The sequence below is a fragment of the Agrobacterium sp. 10MFCol1.1 genome, from assembly GCF_000381165.1.
GTDB lineage: Bacteria > Pseudomonadota > Alphaproteobacteria > Rhizobiales > Rhizobiaceae > Agrobacterium > Agrobacterium tumefaciens.
The window spans coordinates 533,433-553,667 of the sequence record NZ_KB906073.1 but is presented as its reverse complement, the minus strand read 5'-3'; the positions used below and the strand labels follow the sequence as shown (position 1 = coordinate 553,667).

General features: G+C 58.2%; 18 protein-coding genes. All 18 read left to right on the top strand.

Going from position 1 to position 20,235, the window contains the following annotated elements; translation table 11 throughout:
* Nucleotides 1–32 precede the first annotated feature (32 nt).
* Nucleotides 33–611 (top strand): DinB family protein, encoded by a 579-nt coding sequence (locus F617_RS0107290; RefSeq protein ID WP_019564902.1) that lies wholly within the window; start codon nucleotides 33–35, stop codon nucleotides 609–611.
* Nucleotides 611–1,138, top strand: a complete 528-nt coding sequence (locus tag F617_RS0107285) for an NUDIX hydrolase (RefSeq protein ID WP_019564901.1) — start codon at nucleotides 611–613, stop codon at nucleotides 1,136–1,138. Before F617_RS0107290 ends, F617_RS0107285 begins: the two co-directional genes overlap by 1 nt.
* Nucleotides 1,135–1,671 (top strand): NUDIX hydrolase, encoded by a 537-nt coding sequence (locus tag F617_RS0107280; RefSeq protein WP_019564900.1) that lies wholly within the window; start codon nucleotides 1,135–1,137, stop codon nucleotides 1,669–1,671. The genes F617_RS0107285 and F617_RS0107280 overlap by 4 nt, the downstream gene beginning before the upstream one ends.
* Nucleotides 1,668–2,108 (top strand): tol-pal system-associated acyl-CoA thioesterase, encoded by a 441-nt coding sequence (ybgC, locus tag F617_RS0107275; protein ID WP_003511391.1) that lies wholly within the window; start codon nucleotides 1,668–1,670, stop codon nucleotides 2,106–2,108. The genes F617_RS0107280 and ybgC overlap by 4 nt, the downstream gene beginning before the upstream one ends.
* Before the next feature lie 261 nt (nucleotides 2,109–2,369).
* The gene (gene tolQ / locus F617_RS0107270) at nucleotides 2,370–3,089 is read left to right on the top strand and encodes a protein TolQ (RefSeq protein WP_003511390.1); all 720 of its coding nucleotides are present in this window, start codon (nucleotides 2,370–2,372) and stop codon (nucleotides 3,087–3,089) included.
* A 46-nt stretch (nucleotides 3,090–3,135) separates the two neighbouring features.
* A complete protein-coding gene (gene tolR / locus F617_RS0107265) occupies nucleotides 3,136–3,594 on the top strand; it encodes a protein TolR (protein WP_019564899.1) in 459 nt (152 codons plus the stop codon).
* 8 nt (nucleotides 3,595–3,602) lie between these two features.
* Nucleotides 3,603–4,772, top strand: coding sequence for a hypothetical protein (locus tag F617_RS0107260; RefSeq protein ID WP_013761817.1), 1,170 nt, complete (start codon nucleotides 3,603–3,605; stop codon nucleotides 4,770–4,772).
* A gap of 20 nt (nucleotides 4,773–4,792) precedes the next feature.
* Entirely contained in the window at nucleotides 4,793–6,100 is a 1,308-nt protein-coding gene (gene tolB, locus F617_RS0107255) for a Tol-Pal system beta propeller repeat protein TolB (protein WP_003511387.1), read from the top strand.
* Nucleotides 6,101–6,310: 210 nt separating this feature from the next.
* Entirely contained in the window at nucleotides 6,311–6,844 is a 534-nt protein-coding gene (gene pal / locus F617_RS0107250) for a peptidoglycan-associated lipoprotein Pal (RefSeq protein ID WP_003511386.1), read from the top strand.
* Between the two features lie 158 nt (nucleotides 6,845–7,002).
* Entirely contained in the window at nucleotides 7,003–7,995 is a 993-nt protein-coding gene (ybgF, locus tag F617_RS0107245; protein WP_019564898.1) for a tol-pal system protein YbgF, read from the top strand.
* 30 nt (nucleotides 7,996–8,025) lie between these two features.
* Nucleotides 8,026–9,363 (top strand): tRNA lysidine(34) synthetase TilS, encoded by a 1,338-nt coding sequence (gene tilS / locus F617_RS0107240; protein ID WP_019564897.1) that lies wholly within the window; start codon nucleotides 8,026–8,028, stop codon nucleotides 9,361–9,363.
* A 154-nt stretch (nucleotides 9,364–9,517) separates the two neighbouring features.
* Complete coding sequence (gene ftsH / locus F617_RS0107235) at nucleotides 9,518–11,482, top strand: ATP-dependent zinc metalloprotease FtsH (protein WP_013761814.1); 1,965 nt, start codon at nucleotides 9,518–9,520, stop codon at nucleotides 11,480–11,482.
* Nucleotides 11,483–11,670: 188 nt separating this feature from the next.
* A complete protein-coding gene (gene glmM / locus F617_RS0107230) occupies nucleotides 11,671–13,023 on the top strand; it encodes a phosphoglucosamine mutase (protein WP_003511381.1) in 1,353 nt (450 codons plus the stop codon).
* Nucleotides 13,024–13,211: 188 nt separating this feature from the next.
* Nucleotides 13,212–14,057, top strand: coding sequence for an outer membrane protein (locus F617_RS0107225; RefSeq protein WP_003511380.1), 846 nt, complete (start codon nucleotides 13,212–13,214; stop codon nucleotides 14,055–14,057).
* Nucleotides 14,058–14,273: 216 nt separating this feature from the next.
* The gene (locus tag F617_RS0107220) at nucleotides 14,274–15,452 is read left to right on the top strand and encodes a phosphoserine transaminase (RefSeq protein WP_003511379.1); all 1,179 of its coding nucleotides are present in this window, start codon (nucleotides 14,274–14,276) and stop codon (nucleotides 15,450–15,452) included.
* Nucleotides 15,453–15,535: 83 nt separating this feature from the next.
* Nucleotides 15,536–17,131 (top strand): phosphoglycerate dehydrogenase, encoded by a 1,596-nt coding sequence (gene serA / locus F617_RS0107215; RefSeq protein WP_003511378.1) that lies wholly within the window; start codon nucleotides 15,536–15,538, stop codon nucleotides 17,129–17,131.
* Nucleotides 17,132–17,356: 225 nt separating this feature from the next.
* Entirely contained in the window at nucleotides 17,357–18,439 is a 1,083-nt protein-coding gene (locus F617_RS28300) for a Tim44 domain-containing protein (protein ID WP_003511377.1), read from the top strand.
* A gap of 489 nt (nucleotides 18,440–18,928) precedes the next feature.
* Nucleotides 18,929–20,119 (top strand): OpgC family protein, encoded by a 1,191-nt coding sequence (locus tag F617_RS0107205; protein WP_019564896.1) that lies wholly within the window; start codon nucleotides 18,929–18,931, stop codon nucleotides 20,117–20,119.
* Nucleotides 20,120–20,235 lie beyond the last annotated feature (116 nt).

The window sequence follows — 20,235 nt, the reverse complement described above, 5'->3', positions numbered from 1 at the left end:
GCCGTTATCAGGCGCCATGAGAAGGGACGTCGATGGCCTACGATCCGATGCGGGTTTTCCGCAAACTCGCGCGCAACAACCGGCTGGCTAATTTAAGGCTGCATCAGGCTTGTCTTCAGCTGTTGCAGGAGGAATTCGTGGCCGCTCGCGTCAGCTTCTTTCCAACCCTTCGGGCGACCCTGAACCACATCTACACCGTTGACCTTTTTTATATCGACGCGATTAAGGGCGGGGCGCTCGGCCTTGCCGCTTTTGAAGAGGAAGAGCCTTTCGCCACCATGGCGGAGCTGCATGCTGCCCAAGCGAAACTGGACGAAGAACTGATCGATTTTGTCGACATGCTGGATGAGGACGGCCTCGCTGCCATCGTCAATATTCATCGTGGAACACGCATCCAGCAGGATCGCTGCGATGATGTGTTGTCCCATCTCTTCCAGCATCAGACGCATCATCGCGGGCAGGTGCATGCCATGTTGTCCGGCACTATGATCAAGCCGCCACAACTGGATGAATTCATTGTGGGAGACGACGCAAAGGCGAGAAAAGCCGAGATGGATGCGTTAGGGTGGACGGAAACCGATTTGATGTTTCCAGCCAGCAGGTTCAGTTAATGACGCAAGACACCACGGTGCAGGACACCCGTATCCGCATGAAATTCAAGCCGAAACGCATTTTCCAGATGCGCGTTGCGGGGCTGGCGTTTCGGGATGGCCACGTGTTGGTGCACCGCGCGTCCCATGAGAAATTCTGGACCTTTCCAGGTGGCCGCGCCGAAATGGGCGAGCGTTCCGAAGAAACGCTGGCGCGCGAAATGGTCGAGGAACTTGGCGTCGAAGCGAAGGTCGGGCGGCTTTTATGGGCGGTCGAGAATTTTTTCCATTATGAGGGTAAGGACTGGCACGAACTCGGTTTCTATTACCTGATGGATTTGCCGGAGACCCTTGCCTTTCACCCGACGGATATCATTCACCGCGTTCAGGATGGCGATAACGAGCTTGAGTTTCGCTGGGTCGCTGCCACCCGTGATGCATTGACCGAACTCGATATTCCGCCCTATTTCATCGCGGATGAGATAGAACACCTGCCTGAGACCACAAGACACCTTGTCTGGTATGACGGCGACCTGGACGCCAAATGACTTCTGCCGCTGAGCGCCATATGATCCGGCTGGACCGCAAGCCGCAGCTGTTCAGCATGCGTGTGGCGGCGTTGATTTTCCACGACAACTATCTTCTCGTCCAGCGTGGCGCCAAGGATAGCTATTGGGCCCTGCCGGGCGGTCGGGCGGAAATCGGTGAAAGCTCCGAGCAGACCATCATCCGCGAGATCGGCGAGGAGCTTGACCGGGATTGCGCCGTCGAGCGTCTTCTCTGGTCGGCGGAGAATTTTTTCGCCTATGATTATTATGCCGCGCATGAACTGGCATTTTATTATCTGGTTTCGCTGCGCCAGCCTTTGCCGTTCCATGAAAGCGATATAGTGCATCGCGTGCTGGATGGCGTCGAGGTGGAGTTCCGCTGGCTGCCCGCGCAGCCTTCCGCGCTGCTTGAACACGATCTCAGACCCCGTTTCATTGCTGAGCGCATCGAGATGCTGCCTCAGCGCCACGAGCATCTTATCGTCCGCGAAGGTCGTTCAGGTGCGGCCGAACTTTCCAAGGAGATATCATGAGCGAGCTTGTGGTTTCGCTTTCCGGCGAACTCATCGAACATGGGCACCGCCTGACGCAGCGGGTCTATTATGAGGACACGGATTTTTCCGGCCTCGTTTATCACGCGCGCTATCTGCATTTTCTCGAGCGCGGTCGAACCGACTACCTGCGTTGCCTCGGCTGCGAGCAAAGCGCACTCCTGACCGCCGACGAGGAGGGTCTCGTTTTCGTCGTCCATCGTATGGAGATCGATTTCAAGAGCCCGGCCCGGATGGATGATGTGTTGACGATCACCACCCTTACCGAAAAGGCCGGGGGCGCAAAAATGGTGCTCAATCAGGAAATCCGGCGCGGCGAAACGCTGCTTGTTGCCGCCAAGGTCATCATCGCCGTCATCAATGCCAATGGCCGGCCAAGGCGCCTTCCGGAGACGGTGGCCGAAAAATTCCTGAAGTAAGTTCGGGGCTGGTCCAGTAAATCCATCAGACGTGGCGCGGTTGTAACACTCCTTTAACCATAATGGTGTCTTACTTTAGCAACTGGCATTTGTGCGGCGCACGCCTTCCTTTCACCAAATTTATTGGCAAGTAAGGCTTACTGGCAAGTATCGGGGTATGGCAAAGGGGTTTGCGGCTGTTGCTGCATAGCTTCGAGCGTTAACACGCGTTTGAATCGCCCGGTCCCGTACCGGGCGTTTGGATTCGGGGATTGGATATTTATGGAACAGGCAGGTTTGGCAGCGGCGACGCACGATGTAAGTCTCTGGGCGCTGTTTATGCAGGCGGGCCTCATCGTGAAGTTCGTGATGATTGGACTTATCGCCGCCTCGGTCTGGACGTGGGCGATCGTCTTCGACAAATACGTAAGCTTCGGCAAGGCAAAGCGCCAGTTCGACCAGTTCGAACAGGTCTTCTGGTCTGGCCAGTCGCTCGAAGAGCTTTACCGCACTCTGGCAGAACGCCAGAATGTTGGTCTCGCGGCAATTTTCGTTTCCGCCATGCGGGAGTGGAAGAAATCATTTGAACGCGGCGCCCGTTCACCCATCGGTCTGCAAATGCGTATCGACCGGGCAATGGACGTGACGATTGCTCGTGAAGGCGAACAATACGAGGCTCGCCTCGGTTCGTTGGCGACGATCGGTTCTGCCGGTCCGTTCATCGGCCTCTTCGGTACGGTCGTTGGTATCATGACCTCGTTCCAGGCGATTGCCGGTTCGAAGTCCACCAACCTTGCGGTCGTGGCGCCGGGTATCGCCGAAGCGCTTCTGGCAACGGCCATCGGTCTTGTCGCGGCTATTCCGGCGGTTATCGCCTACAACAAGTTCACGGCTGACGCGCACAAGCTTTCCGCTCGTATGGAAGGTTTCGCCGACGAGTTCTCCGCGATCTTGTCGCGCCAGATCGATGAAAAACTTCAGACGCGGCAGGCAGCCCAATAAGCGCGCCGCGCAGTAATTTGCCGCAAGGCAAAATGGAGTAGATGTTATGGGTATGTCAGCAGGTGGCAGCAGCGGCGGTTCCGGTGGACGCCGTGGGCGCGGCGGACGTCGCAGGGGCGGCGCGATCAGCGAAATCAACGTGACGCCACTGGTTGACGTCATGCTCGTGCTGCTCATCATTTTCATGGTGGCCGCACCGATGATGACGGTCGGCGTTCCGATCGACCTGCCGCAGACATCTGCCAACGCGCTGAATTCGGATACGCAGCCGATCACGATTTCCGTCAATGCCAATGGCCAGATCCATTTGCAGGAAACGGAAATCCAGGCGGCCGAGGTGGCCGACAAGCTGCAGGCAATCGCCACGACAGGTTATAACGAACGCATCTTCGTGCGCGCGGATTCCGTTGCCGCCTACGGCGTCGTCGCCGACGTGATGGCGCGTATCCAGGCAGCGGGCTTCAAGAATATCGGCCTTGTGACCCAGCAGAGACAGGATAATTGACGTCAGCGATGAAGGGCAGCCTTACCACATCCGCGATCGTGCACGCATCGCTTCTGGCTTTCGCCCTCGTTTCCCTGGGCTCGCCGGAGCCTCTTGACGTGTCGCAGGCTGAGGCCCTGCCTGTGGAGCTTGTGCCAATCGAGGAATTGAGCCAGATCCAGCAAGGCGACAAGAACGCGCCGAAGGCGGAAAAGTCGGCCCCGGTTCCGACTACACGTCCGGATATCGTTCCGAACGCTCAGAATGTCGGCAACAACGTGGCCGATATAGAAGCGCCGCCGACGCCTACTACAAAGCCGAACGACAATATCAGTGCGGCCGCTCCGCCAAAGCAGGAAAAGCCGCAGCCGGTTGTCGACACCAAGGCGAACGAGGTGAAGGAAATCGTCAAGGAAGAGACCTCGGCTCCGAAGCCGCAGGAAATGGCCGCCTTGCCGCAGACCAAGCCCGAGATCGCGCCGCAACCGAAGACGGAGCCGCCGCCGCAGGAAACGAAAGCGGAAGAGCCGCCCCCGGTGCAACAGGAACCGGCCGAAATTCCCGTGCCGCCGAATGTGCCGCGCCCGAATTCCCGCCCGGAGCCGCCGAAGCCGGAAGTGCCGAAACAGGCTGAGACCAAACCTGCCGAGCAGAAGCCCGCTGAGAAGCCTGCAGAGACCAAGCCCGACCAGGCAAAGTCCACGGACAAGCCTTCCGACAAGAAGCCGGGTGAGAAAAAGCAGGAAACGGCGAAATCCGCTTCGTCGAAGGAAAGCGATTTTAACGCTGACGATGTTGCCGCGCTTTTGAACAAGCAGGCGCCCTCCGGCGGTGGTGCAAAGCGCTCCACCCAGCAGGCATCGCTTGGCGGCAAAAAGACCACGGGCGGTTCGACGCTCAGCCAGACGGAAATGGATGCGCTGCGTGGCGCAATCCAGAAAAACTGGCAGATCATTCCCGGCATGGCGGATGCTTCGGACGTTCGCGTTCGGGTCACCATGAAGCTTGACCGTGATGGATCCATCATCGGCCGGCCCGAGATCGAAGCAACGGGTGGTTCCGAGGGAACGCGTCGCGCCCTTTCCGGTGGTGCCTATCGCGCCATCATGCGTTCTGCTCCGTTCACGAACCTTCCTGCCGACAAATATGATGCATGGAACGAAGTCGTAGTGAATTTCGATCCCAGTGAATTGCTATGAATGCTGAAAGGCCTGGCAACATGAAGATATTTTCGCCGATCCGGCTGGTGCTCGCTGTCGCGGCCCTTATGTCGGTTTTCTCCGCACCGGCTTTTGCGCGGGTGGAAATCAACATCAACAAGGGCAACGTCGAACCCTTGCCCATCGCCATCACCGACTTCATCTCGGGTGACGGCATCGGCGCGCAGGTATCGGCCGTAATTGCTGCCGATCTGCAGCGTTCCGGCCTGTTTGCGCCAGTCAACAAGAGTGCCTTCATCGAAAAAATCGCCAACCCGGATCAGCAGCCGCGTTTTGAGGACTGGAAGGTTATCAACGCGCAGGCACTCGTAACGGGTCGCGTGACGCGTGAAAGCGATGGCCGTCTGCGTGCGGAGTTTCGCCTTTGGGATACTTTCGCAGGCCAGCAGATGACCGGGCAGCAGTTCTTCACGCAGCCGGAAAACTGGCGCCGTGTCGCCCACATCATCGCGGACGCCATTTATGAGCGCGTAACCGGTGAAAAGGGTTACTTCGATACCCGCGTCGTTTTCGTCTCCGAAAGCGGCCCGAAGACAGCCCGCAAGCGTCAGCTGTCGATCATGGACCAGGACGGCTTCAACGTCCGTAACCTCACCAATTCGAACGACATCGTTCTGACGCCGCGTTTTTCGCCGAACCGTCAGGAAGTCACCTACATGTCGTTTGAAGGCCAGCAGCCGCGCGTTTACCTGCTGCAGCTGGAAACCGGACAGCGCGAAGTGGTCGGTAATTTCCCCGGCATGACATTCTCGCCGCGCTTCTCGCCGGATGGCCAGAAGGTCATCATGAGCCTTCAGCAGGATGGTAACGCCAATATCTACACCATGGACCTGCGCTCACGAACCACGACGCGCCTGACGAACACGTCCGCGATCGATACTGCACCGTCATTCTCCCCGGATGGGCAACGTGTTGCCTTTGAAAGCGACCGTGGCGGCCGTCAGCAAATTTACGTAATGAATGCCGATGGTTCAGGACAGCAGCGTATTTCGTTCGGCGACGGGTCGTATTCCACGCCGGTCTGGTCGCCACGCGGCGATCTGATCGCCTTCACAAAACAATCGGGCGGCAAGTTCTCGATTGGCGTGATGAAAACCGACGGTTCGGGTGAGCGCATTCTGACCAGCGGCTTTCATAATGAAGGCCCAACATGGGCGCCGAACGGCCGTGTGCTGATGTTCTTCCGCCAGAACGCTGGTGCTGGCGGTCCGCAGCTCTATTCGATCGACTTGACCGGCTACAACGAACAGCTGATCAAGACTCCCACCTTCGCTTCAGACCCGGCCTGGTCGCCGCTTCTGGACTGATATTGCCTGCCATGACGGCGCCGGCCCAACCGGCGCCGTCATGTTTTTACATATGCCGTACGGGAAACTGCCTCTTTCTTGCCGCAAAGTGTTGTGAGGGAGCAAAAAAGTGGGACGTTTCCTTTCTGTTAACCATAAGCGTTTGTCGGCTATTAACCTCGATCCGTTAGTGTCTGGCAACGTTATTGCAATCCCAAGGAGAGACCGGCGATGAGCCGTACACACACTTCGGCACTCAGCCCGATGCAGAAACTGGCCCGTAATCCGGCTGTTATCGCCATGACGCTCGCTCTTGCTCTCGCAGGCTGCGCGAACAAGAAGAACATGCCGAATAGCGCCGGTGAGCTCGGTCTCGGCGGTGCGGGTTCTGCGACGCCCGGCTCCCAGCAGGACTTCACGGTTAATGTTGGCGACCGCATCTTCTTTGATACGGACTCGACGTCCATCCGTGCAGACGCGCAGCAGACGCTTCAGCGCCAGGCACAGTGGCTTGCCCGTTACCCGAAATACGCCATCACCGTCGAAGGCCATGCCGACGAGCGCGGTACGCGTGAATACAACCTGGCGCTCGGCGCCCGTCGTGCCGCTGCAACCCGTGACTTCCTGGCGTCCCAGGGCGTTCCGGCAAGCCGCATGAAGACGATCTCCTACGGCAAGGAAAAGCCGGTCGCCGTTTGCGATGACATTTCCTGCTGGTCGCAGAACCGCCGCGCTGTGACGGTTCTCGGTGGCGCAGGCATGTAATCGCCTGACGCTTTTGTGATCTCGAATGGAAGGCGGTCTATGGGCCGCCTTTCGTTTTTTTCATAGTTTGGCCGAAGTTAAGTTGCTTTTTCGGTTGATATGGAAAAAATCCGGCTTGCGCCATTCCGGTGCAAATCATTTAAGGCAGGGCAAATGAGATGAAGAAACTTGTCGTGGCGGGAATGCTGGGGCTTGCAGCCTGCACCGGCTTGAGCGGCACAGCCGTTTCGGGTCCGCTGTTCGGTGCGGGGGGTAGCTTCGGCACGATCAACTCTCAGCAGGTCCCAATTGTGCGGGTTCAGGCCAATGAAGCCTATAAGGTTCAGCAGCTTGAAGAACAGATCCGGCAGCTCAACGGCCGTATCGAAGAAATGAGCTTCCAGCTTTTGCAGATGCAGGAAACGATCCGCAAGGCGCAGGAAGACAATGAATTCCGTTTCCAGGAACTGGAAGGCGGCAAAGGCGCGAGTACCACCGCGCCGAAAAAGAAGGCGGAGGCCACTCCGGCCGCTCCGCCGAGCGACGACGTTGCAACGATCATCGAAACGCCACCTCAGGGTGGCGCTTCCGTTTCGCCGTCCGCTTCCGCGAACGCGCCGACGAGTGCACCGGGAGAGACGACGCTTGGCTCCATCGAGCTTGATTCCAAGGGCATGCCGATCGGTGGCTCATTGAACCAGGGTGCCAATAATTCTTCCGGTAGTCTTCCGGGCGTTACCACCGGCAACGGTTCGCGCAAGACCGATCCGGTCAACACCGCAGCACTCACCAGCGAGGGCGATATTTATCAGGCTGCTTACGGCCATGTTCTTTCCGGCGATTACAAGCTGGCGGAGCAGGGGTTCCAGCAATATCTCCAGGGTTACCCGAAGGGCACCAAGGCCGCCGATGCCAGCTTCTGGCTGGGCGAGGCACAATATTCGCAGGGCAAGTTCAACGAGGCCGCAAAGACTTTCCTGAACGGCCATCAGACCTATGGCAAGTCTCCGAAAGCACCGGAAATGCTGATGAAGCTCGGCATGTCGCTTGCAGCTCTGGACAACACCGAGACCGCCTGCGCCACGCTGCGCGAAGTGCCGAAGCGTTATCCCAGTGCTTCAAAGACTGTGCTGAACAAGGTTGCCAGCGAACAGAAGCGGCTGAGCTGCTGATCTTGCTCCTGCCATGGCGGCGGTCTTTCCATGCCGGTTGATGTCCGCATTTTGAACGAAAAGACGGTTGCGCCGCTCGCTGCGGCTAGGTCCTTCGTCGAAAATCTTCGCAAACCCGTCCATATTCTCATCGCAATCTCCGGCGGTAGCGATTCCACCGGTCTGTTGCTGGCACTGCATGAGGCGAGGGCGGAGGCAGACCCCGACCGGTTGCGGCTTTCCGCCGTCACGGTTGACCATGCCCTAAGGGCGGAATCCGCTGATGAGGCTCACAAGGTCTCCCTGCTCTGCGCGGAACTCGGTATCCCGCATACCGTGCGCCGATGGGATGACCCCAAACCCGCTTCCGGCATTTCCGAAGCCTCTCGTCTTGCCCGATATAGTCTGATCGCCGACGTTGCGAGCGACATTGGCGCTGATCTCATCGTGACGGGGCATACTCTTGGCGACCAGCGGGAAACCGTGGCGATGCGTGCCGCCAGAAGCGGGAGCAGCGAAAATCTCGGCCTCGCCGGCATGGCGGATGCTGTATTATACGGTGGACGCCACTGGATCATGCGGCCGTTTCTGACCTGTGAAAGACAGGAGATCCGCGATTTCGTATTATCTCGCTCGCGTGGCTGGTTTGACGACCCGAGTAATGACAACGCGCGCTACGAGCGGGTTCGTGTGCGGCAGTCGCTTTCCGACTCTCAGCCGCCGTTTGATGCGCAGGCCGCCGTCAAACGACAGGCATATTCCGAGAAAACCGCCTTTTTTCTCCAACAAAACGTAGAAGTCTTTCACGCCACGCTCGCCAGATTGTCAGTTGAAGGCCTGATGCCCGATCTTCCCGAATTTCGGCACGGGCTAGCGGTGCTCATCGCAAATCTCGGTGGAAGGGCCTATTTCCCGGCGGCCAGCAGCATGGATCGGGTGTTGCAGTTTCTAAAAACCGGTGAGAACGGGCGGATAACGGTTGGCCGCGTTCTTCTCGATCGCCGAAAGGACGGGCTTTATCTTTTCCGCGAGCACCGGAATATGCCGGAACTGCAAGTCGAGGCTGGTGGGCAGGGCCTCTGGGACGATCGTTTCCTTGTGAAAAACACATCGGCTTTTCCGGTCAATATTGCGGCGGGCAGGACGGGTGGCATTGCGGATGCGGCAGCGCTTTTTCCAGCGGTGCCGCCAGGGATTGCAAAACAGGCGATGGCGATCCTGCCGCAAATTGCCACGTTGGTTCCCCCTCGAGCCTCTCCGGAAGGCGCCATGAGTATCGTGCCGAGGCTTGCCCCCTTCGATCTTTTTCTGCCGCGCTTCGACCTTGAGTTGGCGAATGCCATCGCGGTTTTATTCGGCCGTGCGGCCTATCCACAGCCGCCGGTTTAAATCCGGCCTCTTTTTCGTGAATTGCCTTGGAATAGTTTTTACACCAAAACGCATCAGATAACGCCCTTTGCCTTGGCAACGGCAGATGTCGTCCTTATGTTAGGGTCGAGTAATAGCGGGCAGCAAACATGTCCGTGTGAGTTCGGGGAGTTCGATGAACCCAAATTTCAGAAATTTCGCCTTGTGGGCCGTGATTGCCCTCTTGCTGATCGCTTTGTTCAGCATGTTCCAGACTTCGCCGACGCAAACGGGTTCGCGGGAAATTCCGTATTCCCAGTTTCTCCGCGATGTGGATTCCGGGCGAGTTCGCGACGTGACCGTCACCGGTAACCGGGTTCTCGGAACCTATACCGAGAACGGCACGGCCTTTCAGACCTATTCCCCAGTAATCGACGACAGCTTGATGGAGCGCTTGCAGAGCAAGAACGTCACCATCGTCGCGCGTCCCGAGAGCGACGGTTCTTCCGGTTTTTTGAGCTATCTCGGCACGCTTTTGCCGATGTTCCTCATCCTCGGCGTCTGGCTGTTCTTCATGCGGCAGATGCAGGGTGGTTCGCGCGGCGCGATGGGCTTTGGCAAGTCAAAGGCCAAGCTTTTGACGGAAGCGCACGGCCGCGTGACGTTTGACGACGTCGCAGGTGTGGACGAAGCCAAGCAGGACCTTGAGGAAATCGTGGAATTCCTGCGCGATCCGCAGAAGTTCCAGCGCCTCGGCGGCAAGATCCCGCGCGGCGTGCTGCTGGTCGGCCCTCCAGGTACTGGTAAGACGCTACTGGCGCGCTCCGTCGCGGGTGAAGCTAATGTGCCGTTCTTCACCATTTCCGGTTCTGACTTCGTGGAAATGTTCGTCGGCGTCGGCGCAAGCCGTGTGCGTGACATGTTCGAGCAGGCCAAGAAGAATGCGCCGTGCATCATCTTCATCGACGAAATCGACGCTGTCGGTCGTCATCGCGGCGCCGGTCTCGGCGGTGGCAATGACGAACGCGAACAGACGCTCAACCAGCTGCTGGTCGAGATGGACGGCTTCGAGGCGAATGAAGGCATTATCCTCATCGCCGCCACCAACCGTCCGGACGTTCTCGATCCCGCGCTTCTGCGTCCCGGCCGTTTCGACCGTCAGGTCGTCGTGCCGAACCCGGATATCGTCGGCCGTGAGCGCATTCTCAAGGTTCACGTTCGCAACGTGCCGCTGGCTCCGAATGTCGATCTCAAGGTTCTGGCCCGTGGCACCCCCGGTTTCTCGGGCGCTGACTTGATGAACCTCGTCAACGAAGCCGCCCTGATGGCTGCTCGCCGTAACAAGCGCGTGGTTACCATGCAGGAGTTCGAGGACGCCAAGGACAAGATCATGATGGGTGCGGAACGCCGCTCCTCCGCCATGACCGAAGCGGAAAAGAAACTGACCGCTTACCACGAGGCGGGGCATGCGATTACCGCGCTCAAGGTTGCTTTGGCTGATCCGCTGCACAAGGCGACAATTATTCCGCGTGGCCGTGCACTCGGCATGGTCATGCAGTTGCCTGAAGGTGACCGCTACTCCATGAGTTACAAATGGATGGTGTCGCGTCTGGTGATCATGATGGGTGGCCGCGTTGCCGAGGAGTTGACCTTCGGCAAGGAAAACATCACCTCCGGCGCATCTTCGGACATCGAGCAGGCCACCAAGCTTGCCCGCGCCATGGTAACGCAATGGGGCTTTTCCGACGCTCTCGGCCAGGTCGCCTATGGTGAAAACCAGCAGGAAGTCTTCCTTGGCCATTCCGTCTCGCAGTCCAAGAATGTCTCCGAGGCAACGGCTCAGACGATCGACACCGAAGTCCGCCGCCTGATCGACGAGGCCTATACAGAGGCACGTCGTATCCTGACGGACAATCACGACGGGTTCGTTGCTATTGCCGAGGGTCTTCTGGAATACGAAACCCTCACTGGCGACGAGATCAAGGCTTTGCTGAGGGGCGAGAAGCCGGCACGCGATCTGGGTGACGATTCTCCTGGCAGCCGCGGCTCGGCTGTTCCGAAAGCAGGCACCAAGAAGGACGGCCCAAGCGAAGTCAAGGGTGACGGCGAAGCCAAGGGCGACGGCGAGGCTGAAGGCGGCATGGAGCCACAGCCGCACTGATTGCGTGGCCAAGACGACTATTGAAAAAGGCCATCCGGTTTTCCGGGTGGCCTTTTCAGTTTGGTAACAAGATATAAGCCATTTTTGCGGTAATTTACGTGCTGTTTATCGTGGTTTGTGGCATTTAGCCAAAAACGCTTCCGGTAGTTTTATGCTATGCCGGAATGCCCGAAAGATTTGGAGTTCAAATGGCACGCCGTTATTTCGGAACCGATGGTATCCGCGGACAATCGAACGTCTTTCCCATGACGCCGGATCTGGCGATGCGTGTGGGCATTGCGGTCGGAACGATCTTCCGCCGGGGCCATCATCGCCATCGTGTCGTGATCGGCAAGGATACCCGGCTTTCGGGCTACATGCTGGAAAACGCGCTGGTCGCAGGTTTCACCGCGGCCGGCCTTGATGTCTTCCTGCTCGGGCCCATTCCAACCCCCGCTGTTGCCATGCTGACCCGCTCGTTGCGTGCCGATATCGGCGTAATGATCTCGGCGTCGCACAACCCGTTTTCCGATAATGGAATCAAGCTTTTCGGACCCGACGGATACAAGCTTTCCGACGAGCTTGAGCTGGAAATCGAAGATCTTCTCGACAAGGATCTCTATGCCCAGCTCGCCAAGCCGAGCGAGATCGGACGCGCCAAGCGCGTGGATGGCGATATCTACCGCTATATCGAATTCGTCAAACGTACCCTGCCGCGTGATGTGACGCTGAGCGGGCTCAGGATCGCCATCGACTGTGCCAATGGCGCTGCCTACAAGGTGGCTCCCGCAGCACTCTGGGAACTGGGCGCCGAAGTCGTTACCATCGGCAACGAGCCGAACGGCATCAATATCAATCTCGAATGCGGCTCCACCCACCCGGAAGCCCTGCAGAAAAAGGTGCATGAGGTGCGGGCCGATATCGGTATCGCGCTCGATGGCGATGCGGACCGTGTCATCATCGTCGACGAACGCGGCGAGATCGTCGATGGCGACCAGCTCATGGCGGTGATTGCCGACAGCTGGGCTTCCGACAATACCCTGCGTGGTGGCGGCATCGTCGCAACCGTGATGTCCAATCTCGGTCTTGAGCGTTTCCTTGGCGACAAGGGTCTCACCCTTGCCCGCACCAAGGTGGGCGACCGTTATGTTGTCGAACATATGCGCAACCACAATTTCAACGTCGGCGGTGAGCAGTCCGGCCACATCGTCTTGTCGGATTACGGCACGACCGGCGATGGGCTGGTGGCAGCTTTGCAGGTTCTCGCCAAGGTCAAACGTTCGGGCCTTACCGTCAGCGAGGTTTGCCGCAAGTTCGAGCCTGTGCCGCAGCTTTTGAAGAACGTCCGTATTTCCGGCGGCAAGCCATTGGAAAACCCGATCGTGCAGCAGGCGATCGCCGATGCGGAAAGCGCATTGGCTAATAATGGCCGCCTCGTTATCCGCCCCTCCGGTACGGAGCCTTTGATCCGCGTCATGGCGGAGGGCGACGATAGTGCGAAGGTGGAGCAGATCGTCAACGATCTCGTCGGCGTTATCACCAATGCCCGCTCGGCTGCATAAATTGCGCCGCCAAATGTGAAAAGAAAAAGCCGGCTTTCGAGTCGGCTTTTTCTTTGAGTATTGCCTAATAAATATAGTGAATGATCGTGGTTAATCGGGACTTAACCATTTTACGCCAATCTCCGTGACTGAACAGTTCACTGGCATTTGCTGCCGCAACGGCAGGTGCCTCTTCTGGAGTGGAAGTCATGAAAAACGCTTTGGCCGGCATTCTGGCCGTTCTGATGACCGGCACGAGCGCCTTCGCTGCCGATCTTTATCAAGCTGAACCTGCACCTGCCTATGTAGAGGCACCCGAAGTGCAGATCACGCAGGCAAGTGGTTGGTATCTGCGCGGCGACGTCGGTTATTCCTTCAACAAGCTTCGCGGCGCCAACTATTATCAGGGTGGACCGGGTGGTTATCTCGCCGATTTCGATACGGCTAATGTCAAGGATAGCTACATCGTCGGCGCCGGTGTCGGTTATCAGTTCAACAACTATTTCCGCAGTGACGTAACCTTCGATTACATGGGTAAATCGGATTTCCGCGGGTCTACCATCGGCGGCTGTGGTTCCGTGCCGGGTCCCTGCGTTTCAGCGGATCTCAGCTCGCTTAGAGCATACACGCTGATGGCAAACGCCTATGTCGATCTTGGTACCTATGGCCGCATCACGCCCTATGTTGGTGGCGGTATCGGCGGCTCCTACGTCAAATGGGATAAGCTGCGCAATACCTCGTGCAGCACCAATGGCCTTGGCTGCGACCCGACCACCGAACACGGTGGCAGAGGCAAGTGGCGCTTCGCCTATGCCCTGATGGCCGGTGCATCGATCGATGTTACCTGTAATCTGAAGGCAGATGTCGGTTACCGCTTCCGCCAGATCAACAAGGGCGACATGTTCGATTTTGCGAATGGTGGCGGTCCTGGCCGCGACAAGGGTCTGTATTCGCATGAGGTTCGCGTCGGTGGCCGTTATGTCTTTAACGGCTGCGATACCGCGCAATACATGCCGCCTGCCGATATTCCGCTGCAGCCTGCCGTTTATAAATAAACGTCACGCCCGACTGTTAGCTTCAAGCCGTTCGCATCCTCCTCCGGTGCGGGCGGCTTTTGTTTTCAGCGGTATCCAATTCGTCGCATGACGCATATGGACTAAAATTCTCATGCGTAGCGACATATTCCGCTTGACGGAGGCCGGTGAGAGGAATAGCAACGGCGTCAGGACACCTCTCCCTAACGAGAGGCGCCTATCTGAAAGGGTAGTCAAATGACAGATATAGTGAAGCCGGACCTCCGTCCGGGCAATACGCATTTTTCTTCTGGTCCCTGCTCGAAGCGCCCCGGTTGGTCGCTAGATGCTCTCTCCGATGCGCCGCTCGGTCGCTCGCATCGCGCCAAGGTTGGCAAAGCCAAGCTGAAGCAGGCCATCGATCTCACCCGTGAAATTCTCAATGTCCCCGCCGATTATCGCATCGGTATCGTTCCCGCGTCCGACACCGGCGCCGTTGAAATGGCCCTTTGGTCGCTGCTCGGTGAACGCGGCGTCGATATGCTTGCCTGGGAAAGCTTCGGTGCCGGCTGGGTTACCGATGTCGTCAAGCAGCTGAAGCTGAAGGACGTACGGAAGTTGGAGGCCGATTACGGCCTGCTGCCGAACCTGGCAGAAGTCGATTTCGACCGCGATGTGGTTTTCACCTGGAACGGCACCACCTCCGGTGTCCGCGTTCCCAATGCCGATTTCATTCCTGCTGACCGCAAGGGTCTGACGATCTGCGATGCCACCTCGGCAGCCTTCGCGCAGGATATGGACTTTGCAAAGCTCGACGTCGTCACCTTCTCCTGGCAGAAGGTTCTGGGCGGCGAGGGTGGCCACGGCGTCATCATCCTTTCGCCGCGCGCTGTCGAGCGTCTGCTGAGCTACGCGCCGGCATGGCCGCTGCCGAAAATCTTCCGCATGGTCTCCGGCGGCAAGCTCATCGAAGGCATCTTCACTGGCGAAACCATCAACACCCCGTCCATGCTCTGCGTTGAGGATTATATCGACGCGCTGCTGTGGGCGAAGAACCTTGGTGGCCTGAAGGCGCTGATTGGCCGTGCTGATGCCAATGCCAAGGTCATCTACGACTTTATCGAGAAGAACGACTGGATCGCCAACCTGGCCGTCAAGCCGGAAACCCGCTCCAACACCTCCGTCTGCCTGAAGATCGTCGATCCCGACGTACAGGCGCTGGATGCTGCTGCGCAGGCGGATTTCGCCAAGGGCATCGTTGCCCTGCTTGAAAAGGAAAATGTCGCCCTCGATATCGGCGCTTACCGTGACGCACCGTCCGGTCTGCGCATCTGGGCCGGCGCAACCATCGAGACGGCCGATATGGAAGCCGTCATGCCCTGGCTCGCCTGGGCCTACCAGACGCAGAAGGCAACACTTTCCAAGGCTGCCGCCTGATTTTGATACCGGCCCTGCGTTGATGCAGGGCCGCCGATTTCCCGCTTTTAAAACTGCACCGTTTTTCAAGGAGCCCCTGAACCATGGCACCTCGCGTACTCGTATCCGACGAACTGTCGGAAACCGCCGTCCAGATTTTCCGTGATCGTGGCGTCGAAGTCGATTTCCAGCCGAAACTCGGCAAGGACAAGGACAAGCTGGCTGAAATCATCGGCAATTACGATGGTCTTGCCATTCGTTCCGCCACGAAGGCGACCGAAAAGCTGATCGAAGCGGCGACCAATCTCAAGGTCATCGGCCGCGCCGGTATCGGCGTCGATAACGTCGATATCCCGGCCGCTTCGCGCCGCGGTATCATCGTCATGAACACGCCGTTCGGCAACTCTATCACCACTGCCGAACATGCGATTGCGCTGATGTTCGCGGTCGCGCGTCAGCTTCCGGCTGCCGATAGCTCCACGCAGGCGGGTAAGTGGGAAAAGTCGAAATTCATGGGTGTCGAAATCACCGGCAAGACGCTCGGCGTCATCGGTGCCGGCAACATCGGCTCCATCGTCTGCTCGCGCGCACTTGGCCTGAAGATGCACGTTCTGGCCTACGATCCCTTCCTGTCGCCGGAGCGCGCGCAGGAAATGGGCGTGACGAAGGTTGAGCTGGACGAGCTGTTGGCGCAGGCCGATTTCATCACCCTGCATGTGCCGATGACCGACAAGACACGCGGCATCCTCAATGCCGAAAACCTTGCCAAAACCAAGAAGGGCGTACGTATCGTCAATTGCGCCCGTGGCGGTCTGGTGGATGAGGCGGCTCTTGCCGACGCCATCAAGTCCGGCCATGTCGCCGGTGCAGGCTTTGACGTTTTCGAAGTCGAGCCCGCCACCGAAAGCCCGCTTTTTGGTCTTCCCAATGTCGTCTGCACGCCGCATCTCGGCGCTTCGACCACGGAAGCACAGGAAAACGTTGCACTTCAGGTTGCCGAGCAGATGTCCGATTATCTGGTCAAGGGTGCCGTCTCCAACGCCATCAACATGCCATCGATCACGGCGGAAGAAGCACCGCGCCTGAAGCCCTTCATCCGTCTGGCGGATGTTCTCGGCTCCTTCGTCGGTCAGGTGCAGGAAAGCGCCACCAAGGAAATCGAAATCCTTTATGATGGCGCAACCGCCAACATGAACACCAAGGCGCTGACCAGCGCGTTGCTGGCGGGCCTTATCCGCAGCCAGGTTGCGGATGTGAACATGGTTTCCGCGCCTGTTATGATCAAGGAAAAGGGCGTTATCCTGTCCGAGGTCAAGCGTGACAAGACCGGCGTTTACGACGGTTACATCAAGTTGACGGTCAAGACTGAAAACCAAGTTCGCTCGGTTGCTGGTACGGTGTTCTCGGATGGCAAGCCGCGCTTCATCCAGATCAAGAACATCAACATGGATGCGGATGTTGGATCGCACATGATCTACATCACCAACACCGACGTTCCCGGCATGATCGGCTTCATGGGCACCACGCTTGGTGAGGCTGGCGTCAACATTGCCAACTTCCAGCTCGGTCGTGAAAAGGAAGGCGGCGACGCCATCGCGCTTCTTTATGTCGATGGTCCGGTTTCCGAAGACGTGCTGGACAAGCTGCGCGCCAACCCGGCAATCCGCCAGGTCAGGCCGCTGACATTCAACATCGACTGATACCTATCGTTCCTCCCAAGGGGACAATAAGGGCCGGTGCAGGGGAAACCCTGTGCCGGTTTTTTTGTTTCTGAACCGCCGGTTTCACCGAAACGTGTGCGTGTTTCTCTCTTTGGTTGCATATCACGAAAAATTTAAGGCGGGCATACTAAAAATGATGATCATGAGTTGCTATATCGCGTGCTGATATGCCGCTCATGGGAGGGTGGCCAACAGGAGATAGTGATGTTTGCTGCCTTTCGGCGCTTCAAAGGTTTGTTCGCAGTCGCCGCGCTTGGTATCGCGGTATCTTTCGTAGCCGTCGATATGGCGGAAGCACGCCGTGCGAGCGGCGGTTTCGGTAGCCGCGGCACAAGGACGTTTTCCGCGCCGCCGTCGACCAGCACCGCCCCCGGCCAGACCGCGCCTATCAACCGCAGCATGACTCCTAACACCCAGCAAAACCAGGCGACGCCCGGTGCTGCACAGCCGGCGCGTCCCGGTGCGCAGGCACCGCAGCAGAGCCGTGGCCTGTTTGGCGGCATGATGGGTGGCTTGATGGGCGGACTGCTGATGGGTGGCCTGTTCGGCATGCTCATGGGCGGCGGTTTCGGCGGCATGGCCGGTTTCTTCGGTATGTTGCTGCAGGTGGCGCTGATTGGCCTTCTGGTCATGTTCGCCATGCGCTTCTTCGCATCGCGCCGTCAGGGCCAGCCGGCTTTTGGTGGCGCAGGCGGATCGCAGCGCACGGATCATTCCGGCTCCTCCTTTAATGGCGGCCCGCAGGCAGGTCCTTCCGCATCGTCATTCAAGATTCCGAAGATCGGTGCGCTTGCCGGTGCTGCGGGCGGCGCAGCCGCGGCCACTGCCGCAACCGCAAAGCCGGTGGCACATGCCAATGCAATGTCCGAAGGTGACGAAATTGGCATTACCCAGAGCGATCTCGAAGTCTTCCAGAAAATGCTGCAGGATGTTCAGGCTGCCTATGGGGCAGAAGATTACGGTACGTTGCGCAAGCTGACGACGCCGGAAGCCATGTCCTATCTTGCTGAGGAACTGAGCGACAACGCGACGAGCGGCGTGAAAAACGACGTGCGCGACGTAACGCTGCTGCAGGGCGACGTTGCCGAAGCCTGGCACGAAGAGGGCCAGGACTATGCAACGGTAGCCATGCGCTACTCTGCCATCGACATTATGCGCGACCGCACCTCCGGCAAGGTGATCGAAGGGGACGAGCAGCATCCGTCCGAAGCGGTGGAAATGTGGACCTTCGTGCGCCGTGGCGGTAACGACAACTGGCAGGTCGCCGCCATTCAGGCCGCTGCCTGAGACGACGCGTAGTCTTGTCTGAATGAAACAGCCCGGAGGTTTTACCAACCTCCGGGCTTCCGCGTGCCGCGATGCGTGATGCCGCGACATTGTCTTTCGTCGATAATTCAGTGATCGCGGTGGCAGATCACAACTCTCCAAAAAAATGTCTGATAAATCTAACGGGTGATATCTGTATCGTCCCGCGAGTGGCTGTCCGCGTTTTCCCTGCCATGCAGGGGTTTGCGCCCTCTTCGTCGAGGTGTGGCGCTGACGCATAGCTCTTTTGCTCCACGGAATTGCCGTTTTTCATTCATCCGGTGTTCAGTCCGCGCATCCTAACCAGCATGCGTACACGTCAATGTTACTTTTCGCGCCGGTTCTAAACCGCTTTGGGAAGGGAACCACAGGCGCAAAACAGCGTTGACAATCCAATTCCCGGCCCGCCTCCCGCAAGCCGGGCTGGGTGGCCGGGCAATGCACGGCCCGCGAGAACGGAGAGCTATCGAGATGAAACGCTTTGACCTGATCGACGGGATGCGTGGTTACTTCCTCGTCTTCATGCTGATCAACCATCTGGTGTTTGCAGGCGGTTTCTGGCTGGTGGAAATCAATCACCGCCAGTTTGCCTTCGTGGAAGACGCGCAGGGCTTCGTCTTTCTGTCCGGTCTGCTGATCGGCATGGTCTATGCCCGCAAGATGATGAAATATGGCTATGATGCCGGCAAACAGATGATCTGGAACCGAGCGATGGAGCTCTATCGCTATGCGATGGGTCTCGTCATCGCCGTGCTGTTCTTCCGCATGGTCATCCCGCATGCGCCGTACATCTGGTACAACTGGCTGGGCATGACGTCGTTCGACGATCCGCTGCGTCTGGCGGCGATTGCCACATTCCTCTTCCAGCCGACATTCATGGATATTCTGCCGCAGTACATTGTTTACATGCTGTTCGCACCCGTCCTCGTTAAACTCTGCCTCGACGGCAAATGGGCTTATGTCATGGCAGGCTCGCTGCTGGTCTGGATGGCCGGCCAGCTCGGTCTTCAGCAGATCGTGACGACGCCGCTCAATGAACTCGTCAAGGGTGCCGACGAGCAGGGTATCCGTGTCAGCTTCAACCTTCTCGGTTGGCAGCTTGTGTTCTACTCGGCGCTGGTGCTGGGCGCGATGACGGCGCAGAACCGCATTCCGTGGAAGGCGATCTTCTCACCGCAACAGACATGGCTTCCGAAGGCGGCACTTCTCATCTGCCTGTTTTTCATGCCGCTTCGTATTGCAACCGCCTGGGGCCTGATGCCGGAATTCGTGATGGGCAAGTTCTCCACGATGGAGATCCGTGCCGATTTCGGCCCGGTCTACCTCATCAATTTCCTTGCTGTTGGTGTGGGTCTCACTTGGCTGGTGATCGCCGGTCCGAAGCATCACCGCCCGATCGTCCGCTCGATTGCGCAGGGCGTGATCTGGGTGCTCTCGCTGAAATTCCTGCAGCTGCTCGGCCGCCATTCGCTTCAGGTCTATGTCTGGCACGTGGCTATCGTCTATGGCGTCTATTATCTGGATGGCCGTATGGCCGAACTGTCGCAGGTCAGCAAGACGCTGATCGCCCTTACCGCAATAGGCTTGCTGGCTTTGCCGGCCCTGTGGAGGGAGCGCGACAAGTGGATTGGCAGCAGCGGCCAGAAGACGGCGGGCGCTTAACAACCGGTCACCACCTCACTCTGATGGCTTTACGGGGCGGTTTTCCGCCCCGTACTTGCGTGCGCGGCCATTCCTTTCTATATGCAGCCCTTAAATCCGCATGATGGCGAGGCAGG

Coding starts and splice junctions, on each gene's coding strand:
- F617_RS0107290 (WP_019564902.1), top strand. CDS start 33: ATGGCCTACGATCCGATGCGGGTTTTCCGCAAACTCGCGCGCAACAAC.
- F617_RS0107285 (WP_019564901.1), top strand. CDS start 611: ATGACGCAAGACACCACGGTGCAGGACACCCGTATCCGCATGAAATTC.
- F617_RS0107280 (WP_019564900.1), top strand. CDS start 1,135: ATGACTTCTGCCGCTGAGCGCCATATGATCCGGCTGGACCGCAAGCCG.
- ybgC (WP_003511391.1), top strand. CDS start 1,668: ATGAGCGAGCTTGTGGTTTCGCTTTCCGGCGAACTCATCGAACATGGG.
- tolQ (WP_003511390.1), top strand. CDS start 2,370: ATGGAACAGGCAGGTTTGGCAGCGGCGACGCACGATGTAAGTCTCTGG.
- tolR (WP_019564899.1), top strand. CDS start 3,136: ATGGGTATGTCAGCAGGTGGCAGCAGCGGCGGTTCCGGTGGACGCCGT.
- F617_RS0107260 (WP_013761817.1), top strand. CDS start 3,603: ATGAAGGGCAGCCTTACCACATCCGCGATCGTGCACGCATCGCTTCTG.
- tolB (WP_003511387.1), top strand. CDS start 4,793: ATGAAGATATTTTCGCCGATCCGGCTGGTGCTCGCTGTCGCGGCCCTT.
- pal (WP_003511386.1), top strand. CDS start 6,311: ATGAGCCGTACACACACTTCGGCACTCAGCCCGATGCAGAAACTGGCC.
- ybgF (WP_019564898.1), top strand. CDS start 7,003: ATGAAGAAACTTGTCGTGGCGGGAATGCTGGGGCTTGCAGCCTGCACC.
- tilS (WP_019564897.1), top strand. CDS start 8,026: ATGCCGGTTGATGTCCGCATTTTGAACGAAAAGACGGTTGCGCCGCTC.
- ftsH (WP_013761814.1), top strand. CDS start 9,518: ATGAACCCAAATTTCAGAAATTTCGCCTTGTGGGCCGTGATTGCCCTC.
- glmM (WP_003511381.1), top strand. CDS start 11,671: ATGGCACGCCGTTATTTCGGAACCGATGGTATCCGCGGACAATCGAAC.
- F617_RS0107225 (WP_003511380.1), top strand. CDS start 13,212: ATGAAAAACGCTTTGGCCGGCATTCTGGCCGTTCTGATGACCGGCACG.
- F617_RS0107220 (WP_003511379.1), top strand. CDS start 14,274: ATGACAGATATAGTGAAGCCGGACCTCCGTCCGGGCAATACGCATTTT.
- serA (WP_003511378.1), top strand. CDS start 15,536: ATGGCACCTCGCGTACTCGTATCCGACGAACTGTCGGAAACCGCCGTC.
- F617_RS28300 (WP_003511377.1), top strand. CDS start 17,357: ATGTTTGCTGCCTTTCGGCGCTTCAAAGGTTTGTTCGCAGTCGCCGCG.
- F617_RS0107205 (WP_019564896.1), top strand. CDS start 18,929: ATGAAACGCTTTGACCTGATCGACGGGATGCGTGGTTACTTCCTCGTC.